General features: G+C 52.6%; 18 protein-coding genes. 13 read left to right on the top strand and 5 right to left on the bottom strand.

Translation table 11 applies throughout. The features are described 5' to 3' along the window. On the top strand, positions 1-1,611 hold a 1,611-nt coding region (locus PHE17_RS09645), incomplete at its 5' end, for a restriction endonuclease subunit S (RefSeq protein WP_301015629.1). On the opposite strand, the gene PHE17_RS09640 is transcribed toward PHE17_RS09645, so the two are convergent. Next, positions 1,574-1,957, bottom strand: coding sequence for a PIN domain-containing protein (locus PHE17_RS09640; RefSeq protein WP_301015628.1), 384 nt, complete (start codon positions 1,955-1,957; stop codon positions 1,574-1,576). The genes PHE17_RS09645 and PHE17_RS09640 overlap by 38 nt on opposite strands. Beyond that, complete coding sequence (locus PHE17_RS09635) at positions 1,941-2,198, bottom strand: hypothetical protein (RefSeq protein WP_301015627.1); 258 nt, start codon at positions 2,196-2,198, stop codon at positions 1,941-1,943. Before PHE17_RS09635 ends, PHE17_RS09640 begins: the two co-directional genes overlap by 17 nt. 128 nt (positions 2,199-2,326) lie before the next feature. On the opposite strand from PHE17_RS09635, the gene PHE17_RS09630 reads away from it, so the two are divergent. Next, complete coding sequence (locus PHE17_RS09630; protein WP_301015626.1) at positions 2,327-3,133, top strand: TatD family hydrolase; 807 nt, start codon at positions 2,327-2,329, stop codon at positions 3,131-3,133. Between the two features lie 265 nt (positions 3,134-3,398). Here PHE17_RS09630 and PHE17_RS09625 read toward each other — a convergent pair whose 3' ends face one another. After that, positions 3,399-5,411, bottom strand: coding sequence for a hybrid sensor histidine kinase/response regulator (locus tag PHE17_RS09625; protein ID WP_301015625.1), 2,013 nt, complete (start codon positions 5,409-5,411; stop codon positions 3,399-3,401). 322 nt (positions 5,412-5,733) lie between these two features. Between PHE17_RS09625 and PHE17_RS09620 the strand changes: the two genes are divergently transcribed. Both PHE17_RS09620 and PHE17_RS09615 read left to right on the top strand, forming a co-directional pair. Then, positions 5,734-6,084: a type II toxin-antitoxin system prevent-host-death family antitoxin gene (locus tag PHE17_RS09620; protein WP_301015624.1), complete on the top strand. Its 351-nt coding sequence runs from the start codon at positions 5,734-5,736 to the stop codon at positions 6,082-6,084. Further along, entirely contained in the window at positions 6,071-6,562 is a 492-nt protein-coding gene (locus PHE17_RS09615) for a DUF3368 domain-containing protein (RefSeq protein WP_301015637.1), read from the top strand. Before PHE17_RS09620 ends, PHE17_RS09615 begins: the two co-directional genes overlap by 14 nt. Positions 6,563-6,566: 4 nt before the next feature. Here PHE17_RS09615 and PHE17_RS09610 read toward each other — a convergent pair whose 3' ends face one another. Beyond that, complete coding sequence (locus PHE17_RS09610) at positions 6,567-8,342, bottom strand: N-acetylglutaminylglutamine amidotransferase (protein WP_301015623.1); 1,776 nt, start codon at positions 8,340-8,342, stop codon at positions 6,567-6,569. A 133-nt stretch (positions 8,343-8,475) separates the two neighbouring features. Here PHE17_RS09610 and PHE17_RS09605 point away from each other — a divergent pair, with 133 nt between their 5' ends. The 3 genes from PHE17_RS09605 (at position 8,476) to PHE17_RS09595 (ending at position 10,265) form a co-directional block, all read left to right on the top strand. Beyond that, the gene (locus tag PHE17_RS09605; protein ID WP_301015622.1) at positions 8,476-8,733 is read left to right on the top strand and encodes a type II toxin-antitoxin system prevent-host-death family antitoxin; all 258 of its coding nucleotides are present in this window, start codon (positions 8,476-8,478) and stop codon (positions 8,731-8,733) included. Further along, the gene (locus tag PHE17_RS09600; RefSeq protein ID WP_301015621.1) at positions 8,724-8,978 is read left to right on the top strand and encodes a Txe/YoeB family addiction module toxin; all 255 of its coding nucleotides are present in this window, start codon (positions 8,724-8,726) and stop codon (positions 8,976-8,978) included. Before PHE17_RS09605 ends, PHE17_RS09600 begins: the two co-directional genes overlap by 10 nt. A gap of 105 nt (positions 8,979-9,083) precedes the next feature. Next, a complete protein-coding gene (locus PHE17_RS09595) occupies positions 9,084-10,265 on the top strand; it encodes a hypothetical protein (RefSeq protein ID WP_301015620.1) in 1,182 nt (393 codons plus the stop codon). Positions 10,266-10,272: 7 nt separating this feature from the next. Here the strand turns inward: PHE17_RS09595 and PHE17_RS09590 are convergent, their stop codons facing one another. After that, on the bottom strand, positions 10,273-11,355 hold the full coding sequence (locus PHE17_RS09590; RefSeq protein WP_301015619.1) for a hypothetical protein: 1,083 nt from the start codon (positions 11,353-11,355) through the stop codon (positions 10,273-10,275). A 217-nt stretch (positions 11,356-11,572) separates the two neighbouring features. Between PHE17_RS09590 and PHE17_RS09585 the strand changes: the two genes are divergently transcribed. The 6 genes from PHE17_RS09585 to PHE17_RS09560 all read left to right on the top strand — a co-directional run bounded on the left by PHE17_RS09585 (position 11,573) and on the right by PHE17_RS09560 (position 15,724). After that, positions 11,573-12,160: a hypothetical protein gene (locus PHE17_RS09585; RefSeq protein WP_301015618.1), complete on the top strand. Its 588-nt coding sequence runs from the start codon at positions 11,573-11,575 to the stop codon at positions 12,158-12,160. Beyond that, a complete protein-coding gene (locus tag PHE17_RS09580; protein ID WP_301015617.1) occupies positions 12,157-12,840 on the top strand; it encodes a methyltransferase domain-containing protein in 684 nt (227 codons plus the stop codon). Before PHE17_RS09585 ends, PHE17_RS09580 begins: the two co-directional genes overlap by 4 nt. Positions 12,841-12,921: 81 nt before the next feature. After that, positions 12,922-13,254: an autoinducer binding domain-containing protein gene (locus PHE17_RS09575; protein ID WP_301015616.1), complete on the top strand. Its 333-nt coding sequence runs from the start codon at positions 12,922-12,924 to the stop codon at positions 13,252-13,254. Continuing rightward, entirely contained in the window at positions 13,251-13,685 is a 435-nt protein-coding gene (locus tag PHE17_RS09570; RefSeq protein ID WP_301015615.1) for a hypothetical protein, read from the top strand. Before PHE17_RS09575 ends, PHE17_RS09570 begins: the two co-directional genes overlap by 4 nt. Positions 13,686-13,801: 116 nt before the next feature. Then, positions 13,802-14,389: a Fe-Mn family superoxide dismutase gene (locus PHE17_RS09565; protein ID WP_301015614.1), complete on the top strand. Its 588-nt coding sequence runs from the start codon at positions 13,802-13,804 to the stop codon at positions 14,387-14,389. A gap of 168 nt (positions 14,390-14,557) precedes the next feature. Then, positions 14,558-15,724, top strand: a complete 1,167-nt coding sequence (locus PHE17_RS09560) for an aspartate aminotransferase family protein (RefSeq protein ID WP_301015613.1) — start codon at positions 14,558-14,560, stop codon at positions 15,722-15,724. The last annotated feature ends 2 nt before the right edge of the window (positions 15,725-15,726 follow it).

Below are 15,726 nucleotides of genomic sequence, written 5' to 3'. Positions count from 1 at the left end.
GCAAAAGTGGTCGGTTATCCACCACTGGAAGCCTGCTTTGCAGACCTTTTTACTCATGTTCGGCGAAGAGCGCGTCCCGCTCTCCGCCCTATGAAAATTTGTTACACAGTTTATTTGACAGACTCAAAAGATATGAAGGTCACGGAAATTTATGATTCAGAAGATCATATAACTGCTTTAGCAATAGAAGATGGTTTATCTGTTGTTGAACCAAATTCTCTACTCTTTGTTGTGCGCAGTGGAATATTGCGGCGAGCATTTCCTGTAGCCATTACAAAAATACAATTGACAGTTAATCAAGACCTGAAGATTTTAAACTTGTTTGACAAAACTATTGTCGACTATCTGTTATTAATGATGCAGGGTTTTGAACAGTATATTTTGCAAAACCTTAGCAAGACTGGTACAACAGTAGAAAGCATCAAATTTGATGAATTTTCAACACATTATTTTATCTTTCCACCTCTTGCTGAACAACACCGCATTGTTGCCAAGGTCAACGAATTGATGTCGCTTTGCGATGCGCTTGAACAGGAGCAAGTCGCTAATATTGCCGCGCATCAGACCTTGGTCGAAGAGTTGCTGACTGCATTGACGCAGAAGACACCCTCACCCCAACCCCTCTCCCGCGAAGCGGGCGAGGGGCTAAGAGAAGATCACGATACTTCTTGCTCCCCCTCTACCGCTTCGCGGGAGAGGGGGCTGGGGGGTGAGGGTCTTTCTTGGCAATGCATCGCCGCGCACTTTGACACGCTATTCACCACCGAACACAGCATTGACCAGCTCAAACAAACCATCCTGCAACTCGCTGTCATGGGCAAACTGGTTCCACAAGAGCCGCAGAACGAACCCGCCAGCGTGTTGCTGAAGAAAATCGCCGCCGAAAAAGCCCGCCTAATCAAAGAGGACAAAATCAAAAAAGAAAAACCGCTGCCAGCAATTACGGACAATGAAAAACCGTTTGAATTGCCGAATGAGTGGGAGTGGTGTCGGTTAAATGATTTGGCATTAGAATCTGAAGCTGGCTGGAGTCCTCTTTGCAAACCTAATGCCAGAGAAGGAGATACGTGGGGGGTACTGAAAGTTAGCGCCGTTACTTGGGGAGTTTTTAAGCCCAACGAAAATAAAGAACTACCCAACGAGTTAGAACCAAAAAATCAATATGAAGTTCATCCCGGTGACTTCTTGATTTCTCGCGCCAATACTGCCGAATTGGTAGCAAGAGCTGTTGTTGTTCCTGAAAATGCACCTAAAAAACTGATGATGAGTGACAAAATTATTCGATTTGTTTTTTCAAAAAATGTTTCAAATCAATTTGTTAATTTGGTTAATAACTCACTGTTTTCTCGCGCTTATTACATGATCGTTGCAGGTGGTACAAGCAGCTCCATGAAAAATGTTTCAAGAGAACAAGTACGAAACTTAATTATTGCGCTGCCACCACTTGCTGAACAACACCGCATTGTCGCGAAAGTCGATGAGTTAATGGCGTTATGCGATGCGATGAAGGCGCAGCTTAAAACGGCGCAAACCACGCAGTTGCAGTTGGCGGATGTGTTGGCGGGGGGAGTCTTCAAGCACACCGCTTATTCAACCGCTCATCAAAACTAAACAATTCCAATCCGTACAGCTTACTTTTCACGCATAGCAGCGCATCCACAAAGTCGATGTTTTTGTAGAGGACAAGATTCAGCGTTTCGATGATCTGTAATTTGTCATCGTTGATGACACCCTCAAACGCGAGGATCGTTTTCAGGTCGTCAATCACTTCCGCTTTGGGCAGTTGGTAGAATTTAGTCAGCACAAAGAAGGCTTCCATCACCACACTGTCGAGGATGATGATGTGCGTATCACCACCCTCGACTTGCTCAAACAGTGCCGTGGATTTCGCCAGAAATTCGGCATGGTCGCCCGCCAGATAGCGGATGATGATATTGGTATCAATGAGCAGCGTCATACTTCTCCTTCATGGCGGCAAGCATGGCGGCTTCGCGGGCTTCTTCAAATGTGGCAGTGAGCAACGTGGCGGGGATGCGCAGCCGGTACTTACCCGCCAAGCGTTGTGCGTTGTGTGTGGTCAAACGCGGGTAAACAGTCGCAATGATTTGCTTGCGGCGTTTATCCACGATTTGTAAAGGTTCGGTGAGCGTGGTGAGAATGGCGATGTTTTTTTGAATTTCAGCGAGTCCAGCTTGCATGACATGCATTCCTATATATATGTTAGGTTAAGTATATATACGCAATGGATTTCTACAAGCGGTTTCTTGCATTCAGCGGGGCAAGCCCTGAAAATGCCTCACCTCACTAGCTAACTCTGTATTGCATCATGTCCAAAAAACGCGCCATCCCCGTCTTCGACACCCCGATCATCGAAACCCATTGCCATCTGGATTATCTGGAAGGCGAGGCGCTGGAGGCCGTCTTACAGGCAGCGCAAGCGGTGAATGTCGAACGCATCATCACCATCGGCGTGTCGCCCGATAATCTGGAAAAAGTGATGGCGCTGGCACAGCAATACCCTCAAGTGTGGGGCACGCAGGGCATCCACCCGCACGATGCCAACGATTACACCGACGCCGTAGAAGCACAAATCCGCGCCAATGCCCCGCACGCCAAGATCGTGGCGATTGGCGAAATCGGGCTGGATTACCACTACGACTATTCCGACCGCGCCAAACAGCGGGCGGCTTTCGAGCGCCAGTTACAGATTGCGATTGATCTGGAACTGCCAGTGGTGGTGCATACCCGCGAGGCAGATGAGGATACGCAGGCGATTTTGCGCAATTTCGTCGGGCAAATGCCCAAACGCGGCGTGATCCACAGCTTCACCTCCGGGCGCGAACTGGCGGAATATTGCCTTGGCGAAGGCTTCTGCCTCGGTTTCAACGGCATCAGCACCTTCAAGGCAGCGGATAATGTGCGCGAAATCATCGCCCTAACCCCGCTGGAACAAATCCTGCTGGAAACCGACGCGCCGTATCTCACCCCGATCCCCTACCGTGGGCACAAGAATGAGCCGAAATACCTGCCCTTCATTGCCGAACAGGTGGCGCTGGTGAAAGGTGTGACGCTGGACGTGCTGTTGCCGCAGGTGTGGAAGAACAGTGTTGAGGTGTTCTTCGGCGGGGTGTAAATCGTCAAAAGCGACGATTCCGCAGTGTGTTGCTAAATAGTCTTGACGATTCCGCAATTTATGGCGAAATCATCACCATGATTTGAAGCACTTAAGTGCTATAGGAACACTAACGGCCTTGAAAGCGGACATCCTGATATTTTTGCTGACCGTCTTTCCCGCTTACTCTATTGTTTTTCATGAAAAACCTTCCTAAGCCGATCCCGGCCAAAACCGGACATTAAAGCGGACATGCAAACAGTGCCGGACGAGTTCACCGCGCTCATCAAGCCGCTGCGGTCAATGCCTGCCCTTTCATCCAATACCCCAGCTTTTCCCGCAACTGCGTAACATTGAGCGGCTTACTGAGATAATCATTCATGCCCGCTGCCAAACAGTTGTCACGGATGTCATCCGCCACGTCGGCAGTGAGCGCAATGATTGGGGTCGGGTGTTCCTCGCCTTCGGCAGCTTCACGCTTACGAATTTCACGGCTGGCATCCTGCCCGCTCATCCCCGGCATGTGCAAATCCATCAGCACCACCTGAAAGGACTGCTGTTCCAACACATCCAGTGCTTCCTGACCACTTTCGGCGACGCTGACATTCAGCCCCAGTTCTTCCAGCCACAAACGGGCGACTTCGATATTGATCAGGTTGTCTTCCACCAACAAAACCCGCCCTGCGATGGTCTCGCGGGTGGCAGGTTGCTTGGCGCGTTCGGGCAACACCGGCAAGGGGGTATGTTCCACCAACGCAAACGGTAGGCTGAAATAGAACAGGCTGCCCAAACCGGGTTGGCTGGTCAGCTCCAGTTTACCGCCCATCAACCCAACCAAACGCGCCGCAATGGGCAAGCCCAACCCCGTACCACCGAAACGGCGGGTAGTAGAACCGTCCTCTTGGGTAAATGCGTCAAAGATGCGTTGTTGGGAGTTTTCGTTGATGCCAATACCAGTATCTTTGATGCGGAACTCGACAGATGCCTTGCCTTGCTGGCAATCTTGCAGACAGACATTGACCGTTACTGAGCCAATTTCCGTGAATTTGATGGCGTTACCGATCAGGTTAAACAGCACCTGCCGTAAGCGGTGGGCATCACCTATCAGACAGTTTTTGCCTTGTAAGTCGGTGTGCAATTTCAGGTACAGTTGCTTGTGCGCCGCCTGTTCGTGCAGCAGCCCGATAACTTCATCAACCAGCGCTTGCAGGTCAAAGCTTTCTTCCAGCAATTCGATCTTGTTCGCTTCGATCTTGGAAAAATCCAAAATGTCTTCAATCACACCCAGCAAATGCTTACCCGAAGTCGCAATGATGTCGGTGTAATGGCGTTGGTTGTTATTCAGCCCGGTAATTTGCAGCAGTTCCACCATGCCCAACACGCCATTCATGGGGGTGCGGATTTCATGGCTCATTACCGCAAGGAATTCACTTTTGGCTTTGCTGGCAGCTTCGGCGGCTTCTTTGGCACGTTCCAATTCCAATTGCGCCTGTTTGGCGTCGGTAATATCAACGACGCTGCCGACCATGCGCAGTGGTTGCCCATCGGCACTCCATTCCACCACATTGCCACGGTCACGCACCCAAATGATGTGACCATTTTTATGCCGCATCCGATGCTCATGGGAATAAGCGCCGTTGCCTTGCAGGCATGATTGGATCGCCGCCATAACACCTTCGCGCTCTTCTTCCAGCAACATATAGCCGAAATCTTCCATCGAATGCTCGATTTCATCAGCGGGAAAACCAAACAGTTCACACCAACGGGCATTGTTCACCAGATGGCTAGTACCAACCCGCCAGTCCCAAATCCCTTCAGCGGTGGCCTCCAGTACGTATCTCAGGCGCTGTTCGCTGGCTTCCGCACGGGTACGCGCAGTGTGCAGGTCAGTGACATCGCTGGCGAGGACAAGCAGGTTTTTCGAGCCATTCTGCCGCCGCACGGGTTTCTTGATGGATTGGTAATGGCGTATTTCCCCAGTGCTGGCGTCTGTGGACTGCTCCATAACCACGCAAGTTTTGCCTTCACGCAGGATTTGCTGCACATTCTGGCGGTAAAACTCGACCTGCTCCTTGTTGGGGTTGAAATCACCGTCATCCTTACCAACCAGTTCCTCTGGGGTCGTGCCGTACAGGGCGGCTAAGGTGCGGTTGCCAAACAAAAAACGCCCGTTTTCATCCTTGAGGAGAATGACCGACGGGCTTTCGTCCATGATAGTGCGCAAGAGGCTTTCCCGCTCCAACGCCTCCTGCTGCAAACGGATATGGCGGCCATGCTGTCGCCAGAGCAGGTAAGCCATTGATGTAATTGCTATTAGGGCAATAAAGGTAAGGCCAAGCAAGTAGTTCACTGGAACCATGTGTTGGTACTCATTAGTATTATTATCGCGTTTGAGTAGCCCGAACTTAGGACTCCGGGCTTGTATCCTGACCACTTCTGCGGGTCTACAATATCTGCGCCTATCCCACTAACCTAGAATAAGCTAAATTTATCTTATGATAGACCTATAGTTTAGGCATCTGCAACTAGCAAAACGCGCGGCGGAATGCATCAAAGTCCCCCAGTTTAGGCAAATGAAAAGTGCTACACTGTGTGCATACAATTAGGCAGGAGTCGTTACCATGCAAGCTGTCGAAGTCTACACTGCGCGTGATTTGCGCAACCGTTCCGGTGAGCTGCTGAAACATGCCACCGATGGTAATATCAGCATCATCACCAAGCACGGCAAACCCTCCATTTTGGCAATCCCCTTTGATGCGCATTTATTACAGCATGGCATTCACCGTGTCATCGCTTTGCACATGGTGCAATCCCATCAGTTGACGCTGGCGCAAGCCGCCAAGTTGGCAGACATGGATTTATCATCCTTCATCGAATTGCTCGGTGCAAGCGGCATTGATGCGGTGGATTATCCGCCCGAAGAACTCGAACGCGAATTGGAGGATGCGCTTGCTGCCTGTGATCATTGCTGATGCCAGCCCGTTGATTGGCTTGGCAAAAATTGGCAGATTGACCCTGCTTCAACAGCTTTACCAACGCATCTTGATACCTCCTGCCGTTCATGCGGAATTGCAGGCAGGTAGTTTGCGTCCGGGTGGTGCAGAACTTCAGCAGGCGTTAGCAGAAGGTTGGTTGGAAACGGCAGATTATGCTGCTATTCCCACCGCCGCTGTCGCTGAGTTAAAACAGCGTTTAGACCCCGGCGAAGCGGAAGCCATTGCGCTTGCCCTGCATCTCCCCGCCGATTTACTGCTAATTGACGAACAGCGCGGCAGGGTAGTGGCGCAACAAAAAGGTGTGCGCATTATCGGCACGGGTATCGTGTTGGTGACGGCAAAGCGGCGTGGGTACATTACCAACGTCACAACGGAGCTGGATGCATTGTTCCGTTCTGGGTATCGGCTGTCGGCACGATTGCGCGAACAGCTTACGGTGATGGCTGGGGAATAAGCGATTAAACGCCCTGACTCTGCAACCACATCTCCAACGCCGCCATGTGCCACAGCTTGCTCCCCTGAATCCGCGTCAAATGCGCTTCGGGGGAAGCGAGCACTTTGTCGATGTAGCTACGCTGATACAATCCCCGTTCGCGACACGCTTGCGAATCCAACAAATCGCGCATCATTTCCAGAAACTCGCCACGCACGAATTTGAGCGCAGGCACAGGGAAATACCCCTTCGGGCGGTCAATCACGCTATCCGGTACTAGCCCGCGTGCAATCTGTTTCAGCACATACTTGCCGCTATCGCGCAATTTTAATTCGGTCGGCATTTGCGCCGCCAGTTCCACCAGCTCATGATCAAGGAATGGCACACGTGCTTCCAGCCCCCAAGCCATCGTCATATTATCCACGCGCTTGACCGGATCATCGACGATGAACGTGGTCACGTCGGCGCGTAATACCGCATCCAGCGTTTCTTCTGCATCCGCCGACTCCAGCAATTCGCGCACCAATTCGCCGGTGTAATCGCGGGTTTGGAACGGGGTTTGCAACATTTCCGCCATCTCGCTGTGGTCGCGGTCGAAATAATACGGCGCGAGGCGTTGCAGCATGTCGGGGTTTTTGTCGGCGTGCGCTTGCGGATACCAGAAATAGCCGCCGAACACTTCATCCGCGCCTTGCCCGGATTGCACCACTTTCACATGCTTCGACACCTGTTCGGAGAGTAGGTAAAAACCAATCGCATCCTGCCCGAACATTGGTTCTGCCATGTTCGCCACAGCTTCCGGCAGGCGTGACAGGGTGTGTTCGTTGGGGATGTGGAATTTGTGGTGCGTGGGGCTGAAGCGTTCCACCACCGCGTCGGAATATTCGTATTCGCTGCCTTTTTCCTCCGGTTGGTCGTCGAAACCGATGGTGAAGGTGCGGATGTCCTTGATACCGATTTCAGACAGCAAACCAACCAGCAGGCTCGAATCCAAGCCGCCGGAAAGCAGTACGCCCACGGGTACGTCGGCGATATTGTTGCGGCGGCGCACGGCGGTTTTCAGCGATTCGTGTACCGCATCAATCCATTCCTGTTCGGAACGCGGCTCGGCGGGGCGACGTGCCACCAGATTCCAGTAACGTTTCAGCTCTTGCCGCCCGTCAGCGTGGATGGTGAGGCTGTGCGCGGGTTGCAGCTTGCGGATGCCCTTCAGCACGGTGCGTGGTGCGGGCACAACCGCGTGCAGCGAAAACAAGTTGTGGATTGCCAACGGATCGAGGCTGGTATCAATCCCCGGCGTGGTCAGCAAGGCTTGCGTGTTGGAGGCAAAGCGGAAACTTTTACCGTCAGCGGCGTAGTACAGCGGCTTGATGCCCATGCGGTCACGCGCCACGAACAGCGTTTTCTTGCGCATATCCCAGATAGCGAAGGCGAACATGCCGAGCAAATGCTTGGGCGCATCTTCACCCCATTCGGCGTAGGCTTTGATGATGACTTCGGTATCGCCTTCGGAAAAGAAATGATGCCCGCGAGCCTTCAGTTCCGCCCGCAATTCGGGGTGGTTGTAGATCGTGCCGTTGAACACCAGCGCCAGCCCCGATTCGATGTCCACCATCGGCTGGCTGGATTTGTACGACAGGTCGATGATCGCCAAGCGGCGATGCCCAAACATCAAGCCGCCGTCGGAAAAGCTGCCCGCGTGGTCGGGGCCGCGCTTTTCCAGCTTCGCCATCATGCTGTTGAGGTATTTCAGTTCGGGGAGTTGCCCGTCGAGGCGTAGTTCACCGCAAATGCCGCACATAGTCGATCCTTGTTATCGTCTTCAATCGGCGTAGTTTGCCACATTCTGTTTGCTGGTATGTATTTCAACTTGCACTGTTAAGGGTTGCTAGCTTATAGTTTTACGTACATTATCACGTACAGGTTTGTTAGCCATGAACGCCATTTCCTACACCGCCGTGCGAGCGGATTTAGCCAAAACGATGGATCGGGTCTGCGAAGATCACGAACCCATCATCATTACCCGCAACCGCGAGCAAGCCGTGGTGATGATTTCATTGGAAGATTACAAGGCGATGGAAGAAACCGCGTATTTATTACGTAGCCCTGCTAATGCCAACCGACTGCTGGAATCCATTGCGGAATTGGAGCGTGGTCAGGGTCAAGTGCGTGAGTTGATTGAATGCGAATAATCTTTTCATCCAAAGCGTGGGAAGACTACGTACATTGGCAGCAAGCCGATAAGAAAATGCTCAAACGCATCAATGACCTAATCAAAGCCATTTCCCGAGAACCGTTTGAAGGTATCGGCAAGCCCGAACCGTTGCGGCACGGGCTGTCTGGCTATTGGTCGCGCCGCATCAATGATGAACATCGGCTGGTTTACAAAGTGGATGGCGAGGATTTGCTGATAGCGATGTGCCGCTACCATTACTAACCTGCGTGGTCGGATCCGCATTTATCAAAACAGGAGGCACTATACCGCGCCTGATTTCCGTGTTACACCTGCATTTTTTGAAATGCCGCAGGGGATGCTCGACTCATGAGCGATACGTTACAAAACTCCATCAACGCCCATCGCCAACGGCTGGCGAACTTGCTGAGTCATGCCTTGGGTCAGTATGCAGGCGAAATTATTCCGTTCATTGGTGACGCGGATGCGCTGGATACCCACCTGCGTGATATTTTCCGCTCCATCGACCATTGCAAATATGTATACGTGTTGGGGGCGGATGGTGTGCAAATCAGCTCAACCATCAACCGTTTCGGCCCGGATGATGAGGCGCGGGGACGTGACCGCACCGAACGCCCGTACATGCAGCACATTCAGGACGACAGCATCGACTTCAACCTGTCGGAAGCCTATATCAGCCGCAACAAAAAGCGCCCTTCCGTCACTGCCGTGCAGACCATCCGCGATCCTGAGGGGAAACGGCTCGGCTTTCTGGGGGTGGATTACGACTTGCGGGAATTACCGCATTCCGACGTGATTTACGAGGAACCCAGCCAGTGGCGGCAGATCAAGGGCGACCCTGCCATCCGCAGCGGGCTATTTTACCAGCAGCGCGTGGAAAGCCTGATGGATCAGCACATGGACAACGTGCTGTCCGTCCACGAAGCATTAATGCTTGATCAGGGCGTGTACCATTTCCAGATACACTTTTCCAGCAGCCGTTCCACCATCTGGCACATGGATGACCCGTATGTGTACCGCATTCTGACGATGGATGAACTCTCCGACCCCAATATCTGCCTCGCTTACCCGCGCCGCCCGTATTTTGAACGCGCCATTGTGCCGCCAGCCGATGTGGGCAAGATTCTCCGCCAGTTCAAAGCATTGCGTTTTGCCGATGAAACCATCTACCTGCGTTCAGCCTCGCTGAATATCGTCAACGGCAAGATAGGGCTAAATTTTTCCTGTGACGGAAGCCATTACCTCAACCACGATGAGTTTCTTGCGCAAGGCTTAGAGTTTTGGTTCGGTAGCGGCAGTTTCCCACAGGCGGTTGTGCCCGCCGATCCGCTGGATCACGCCAAATTGGATGAAATGATTGAAAGGATTGCGTGCCGGGGCTGCGTACAGGTCAATAAACTGCTGTACGCAGTGGAAAACGGCGAAGTGCCAGAATGCTTACAATCCCTGTCCGAAACGGAACGCGAACACGTTTACCAAGAACTGAAAGCCATCATGGACGTTTACGACGGCGGCGTTTGCGGTATTTGAAAACGCATTAACGCATCCGCTGGAGCATATCACTCATCCCCATCGCAGACGGGTCGCTTTGCTGCCCCCCTTGGATGTTGAAGGTATGTGTATGGGTTTGCCCCGGCTCCACGGTCAGGGATTTGTAGCCCTGCTTGCCTTGGTAATTGAAACTCACCACAAACTCTTCCGCAGGCAAAGTGAGTTCCGCCACTGGCACATCATTGATTTGGTTCACAACGCTGCCATCCAAACGGGTAATGGTGAAATTGACCGCCACCGGACTGCCATCGTCGGCACTGAGCGCAACCAAGCGCAGCTTACCTTTTTCAGCATTTTGCGCAGGAGGAGCCGGACGGAGAGGCTCTGGGACAGGAACCACTTGCGGCTCTATCGCGGGGTTTTGCCCAACCACGGACGACCACGGTTGCATCGGCTGGGCTGGCTCAGGGGAAGCCACAGGGGTGCTGACAGGCAATGCGAAAACTTCATTCACTGCCGTATTCGCCGCCACACTGATGTTACGCGATACGCTGGCGCGGCCTTCCGCCCGTGCAGTAATCCGGTACGTGCCCGGCTTGAGGTTAAACGCTGCGGTGGAAATGTAATCCACTTGGTTGACCTGCATACCGTTGGGGCGTTGCACATAAATGTTGGCATTGAGCGCCCGCCCGCTTTCCTCTTCTTGCACCACCACTGTCAGCTTGCCGACATTGGCAACTGGCGGGGCTACGGGCGCTGGCGTTTGCACACCCGGTAATACGCTTGAGCCAAGGCTTGGAGTTGGCGCTGGCGTTGGCCTTGAGGTGGTCAGCGGCCTGTCTTCGGTAGCGGGTTTCGTGGTATCCGGCTCATTCACCAGCTCCACTTTTTGCCCAGCATCAATTTGGCTTAGCGGCTTATCACCCAAGGAAGAGACGCCTGCATTGTCTGAGGGCAACCCCAAAATCGGCGTATTCGCACTGGGGTAAGGCGTGCCTATCACTGGCGTTTGACCATCGACCAACGTTGGGTCACTGCTTCCCAACATGCTCTTGATACCCACGAGGGCGAACAGCACCACCACACCCAGCAGGATGCCGCCGACCATCAATTTCACATTTCCACCCATGTCTGTGTTCCCTTGCTAATGGACTGCGTGGAGTTTAGCAGGCTGTTGCACCCGCCGTCAGTTACGGAAATGGCATCCCTACCAGCATGAGCACTAATTAAGCAAAATGTGATTTTTTCACAGAAATAGTGTGGAAATTATAGGCATACTTCATCCCGCATCATGCAGAAACCGATACCAAGCGCTTGGGATCAACTTAATAAATAAGGGGATCCAAATGTACGAATTGAAACCATCACTGGCACTGTCACGAGTGCCGGGGCTTTTAAACATTGCCACATCAGAGGATACGCTGCACAAAATCTGGGAACTCCGGGAGGTGGAATACAGCAAACTTTATCCCGAAGTGACCTGCTTTCAGGACGACGTGTACGACCAAGAAGCCTGCGTGCTGTACAGCGCAAAGGAAACGGGGGAAGTGATCAGCACCGGGCGGGTTGCTTTCGACGGGGAATTGGGTTTACCCGCCGATGAACTCATCAAACCGGCAGTAGACCAGTTGCGGGCTAGCGGCAAAGTCATCGCCGAACCCAGCAAGTTTGCCATTTCGCGGGAGGCTCAGGGGGCATTACCCAGTTACCTGCTGACCTACTACGAAATCGGCATCACCCATTCGATAGATTCGCTGGTGTTCATTTGCCGCAGCAAAAGCAACCGTTTTTATGAGAAAGCGGTCGGCGCTAACGTGCTGGTTAAAGACATCGGCTATTCCTACGGAACCAACGAACCGTTTTCCTTCCTTGAGTGGGATGTGAAACGTAGCAAACCTTTTTTAGAAAAATTTATTGGGGAGAAATTACCATGAGCTTGCATGAACATAGCCCAGCGGGGGAAGCCGCTTACGCCGTTACCGAATGGGAACATTACGCCCGCTTACACGCCTCCGTCACCACCTCGGTGCAACTGAATTTGTATCAGGAAGCCTGCACTTACCTGCAAGGCAGCGTGGTGGATTGTGGTTGTGGCAGCGCGAAAATCGCACCATTGCTGGCAGACAACCCGCACATTACCGCTTACACCGGCGTGGATTATGCGCAGGAAATGGTCACGGTGGCGCGGCAGGTAGTGCAAACCCTCCAACGCCCCTCTTTCACCATTGCGCACAGCATGATTGAGGCAGTAGACGCCCGTTTTGATTCTGGGGTATCCATCCAGAGTTATTACTCGTGGCCTGATCCGGTGCTAACCTTAAAGCATATCTTCACAATGCTGACGGAGGGTGCGAGCTTCGTTCTGGCGACGCCTAACCAACGGTTATGCTTGGAAAAATTATTGCGCGATGCGGAAAAAGAGTTGGTCGCGCACCCAGACTTTGCCGCGTTTAAGCACTATAATCTTAAGTTAGGAGATAACCCGCAAGCCAATTTCATTAGCATGGATGGCTTGATCCGGCAGGCGCAAGAAGTCGGGTTTCGGGTACTGGAATGCCACCAACGGCATTTTAGTGGGGGGGTTAATTTTCTGGTATTACACAAGGAGGCATAGTAATACCTAGCGTTAATGGTATGGTAGCGGGGTTAGGTTAGGGAGTCTGCTACTTGTCCATAGGGAGCGAGGTTATGTTTCATGCACGTTGACCACACGCTGCTAGGGCGCTTTGTGGCTGAACTTTATGCCGCCGAGTCGTTGGATGCGCGTTTTCGTCTTTACGACCAATTTGTTGTAGGTATGGGATTTGATGGGGCAACTTATACCTTCATCCCCAATATCCAATTAAACACGAAGTTTTCTACACCACCCGTATTCGCCGCTACGACCGAATACCCGATGGATTTTTTGGAGCACTACCAAGCGGAACGGCTTGACGAGCGGGATTTCACCATCAGAAAAGTGAATAGCGGTTATATGCTGCCTTTGGATTGGCGTGAGCACGAAGTAGCAAGGCAGAAACCACGGTGATTGCGCTGGCGCGTGCCGACTATGGCATCCGTAATGCGCTGACTATCCCCACCATGACCAACAAAGATGGTATTGCGGGCGCGAGCATCATCAGTTCCGAACACGACGCCCCGTTCGCTTTGCTCAAGCAGGAAAAGCTGGACACACTGTTCCTGATAACTAGGGCGTTCCATTCCTGTGTACTTGCCGAACAGCAACTATCGAAACAATTCCTGCGGCCTTTCCTTGCCAGCTTGAACCAAAAGGAAATCGACATCCTGCGGCACTTGGCGCGGGGCGAACCGTTCAAACGCATTGAATATTCCGTCGATGTGGCGTCCTACCGGGTCGCTGCCAATATACTCGATAAGTTACGCGGTAAGTTTGGCGGTATAACCCGTGACCGGCTCATGTTCTTGGTAGGTCTGCTGCATTTGTTGAATGAGTCGTAAAGCGTGAACTTGCCGTGATAATCCATCAATCAAAAATGGGCTTATTGCACGCCCACCCTGAAATGGCCTATCTTACGCGCTGAACATAATCAATAGACTTTAGAGGTAACGAACCCATGACCCATACTTTGCCAGAATTGCCATTCGCCAAAGACGCCCTTGCCCCACACATGTCAGCCGAAACGCTGGAATTCCACCACGGTAAGCACCACAACGCTTACGTGACCAACCTGAATAACCTGATTCCGGGCACACAGTTTGAAGCCATGAGCTTGGAAGAAATCGTCAAAGCGGCTCCGGCTGGCGGCGTTTACAACAATGCAGCGCAAGTCTGGAACCACACATTCTTCTGGAACTGCCTGTCCCCTAACGGCGGCGGCACTCCAACTGGCGCATTGGCTGATGCAATCAATGCCAAATGGGGCACTTTCGACGCATTCAAAACCGCGTTCCAAACTTCCGCTGTTGGTAACTTCGGTTCTGGCTGGACTTGGCTGGTGAAAAAAGCTGACGGTTCTGTCGACATCGTAAACATGGGCGCTGCTGGCACACCACTGACCACCGGCGACACCGCGCTGCTGTGCGTTGACGTGTGGGAACACGCTTATTATGTTGACTACCGCAACCTGCGCCCTAAATTCGTTGAGACTTTCCTGAACAGCTTAGCGAACTGGGATTTTGCAGCCAGCAACTACGCTGCATAAGTAGCCAGCGCAGTTTTGCGCAAAAAGCTCTTGACAATGCACTAAAGTGGTGATTGACAAGCGGAATCTGATTGCATATAGTCTTCCGCTTTCTTGCAAAAGGCAGCCTTTCTTGGGGCTGCCTTTCGCATTTTATGGCTGTTGTGGCAGATTTTTGGAGGTTTTGCCGTGACTAATGCACTGATGCCAACGTATGCACGTTTGCCCGTTACGTTCACTAAAGGTGAAGGCGCTCTCTTGTGGGACACCGACGGAAAGCAATATCTGGATGCCCTGAGCGGCATTTCCGTCTGCAACGTGGGTCATGCCCGCCGCGAAGTGGCAGATGCCATTTGTGCGCAAGCGCACACTTTGTTGCACACGTCCAACCTTTACCAAATCGAACACCAAACCGCACTGGGCGAAAAGCTGTGTGCGCTGGCTGGGCTGGACAATGTTTTCTTCGGCAATTCCGGTGCGGAAGCCAACGAAGCCGCGATCAAGATTGCCCGCCTGTACGGTCATAACAAAGGTGTGGAAACGCCCACGATTATCGTCATGACCAACTCCTTCCACGGGCGCACGATGGCAACCGTGACCGCCACCGGCAACCCCAAAGCACAAGCCGGTTTCGGCCCCCTGCTGGAAGGTTTCGTGCGGGTCGAATACGGCGATGCCGACGCGGTGGAAGCACTGGCAAGCAACCCGAATATCGTGGCGATACTGGTTGAACCGATCCAAGGCGAAGGCGGCATCCGCATCCCAGCGGACGATTACCTGCCACGCTTGCGCAGCATTTGCGACCAACACGATTGGCTGTTGATGCTGGATGAAATCCAAGCGGGCATGTGCCGTACTGGCAAGTGGTTCGCCTTCCAACATACCGCCATCAAGCCGGATGTAATGACGCTGGCGAAAGCCTTGGGCAATGGCGTGCCGATTGGCGCGTGTCTGGCGGGCGGCAAAGCCGCAAGCGTATTCGGCCCCGGCAACCACGGCTCTACGTTTGGCGGCAACCCACTGGCGTGCCGTGCAGCGTTAGCCGTGATTGAAGTGATGGAAAACGAACAGTTGGCGGCGCAAGCCACCGCGCTAGGCGAGTATTTCCTCACGCAATTCCGTCAATCACTGGCGGGTATCGCCGGGGTACGCGAGATTCGCGGCAAAGGTTTGATGCTGGGCATTGAACTGGAAAAAGATTGTGCTGAATTAGTTAAGCAAGCACTGGCAAAAGGTCTATTAATTAATGTAACAGCAGGTAATGTTATCCGCTTGCTGCCACCATTAGTTATTACCCCGGCGCAAGCTGACCAGATAATAACAACCGTAACCGAATTGGTGCGGGCTTTTTTATAAGC

The organism is Thiothrix sp. (assembly GCF_028714775.1).
Taxonomy (GTDB): Bacteria; Pseudomonadota; Gammaproteobacteria; order Thiotrichales; family Thiotrichaceae; genus Thiothrix.
The sequence above is the reverse complement of the archived record's forward strand: the minus strand, read 5'-3'. Positions and strand labels throughout refer to the sequence as shown.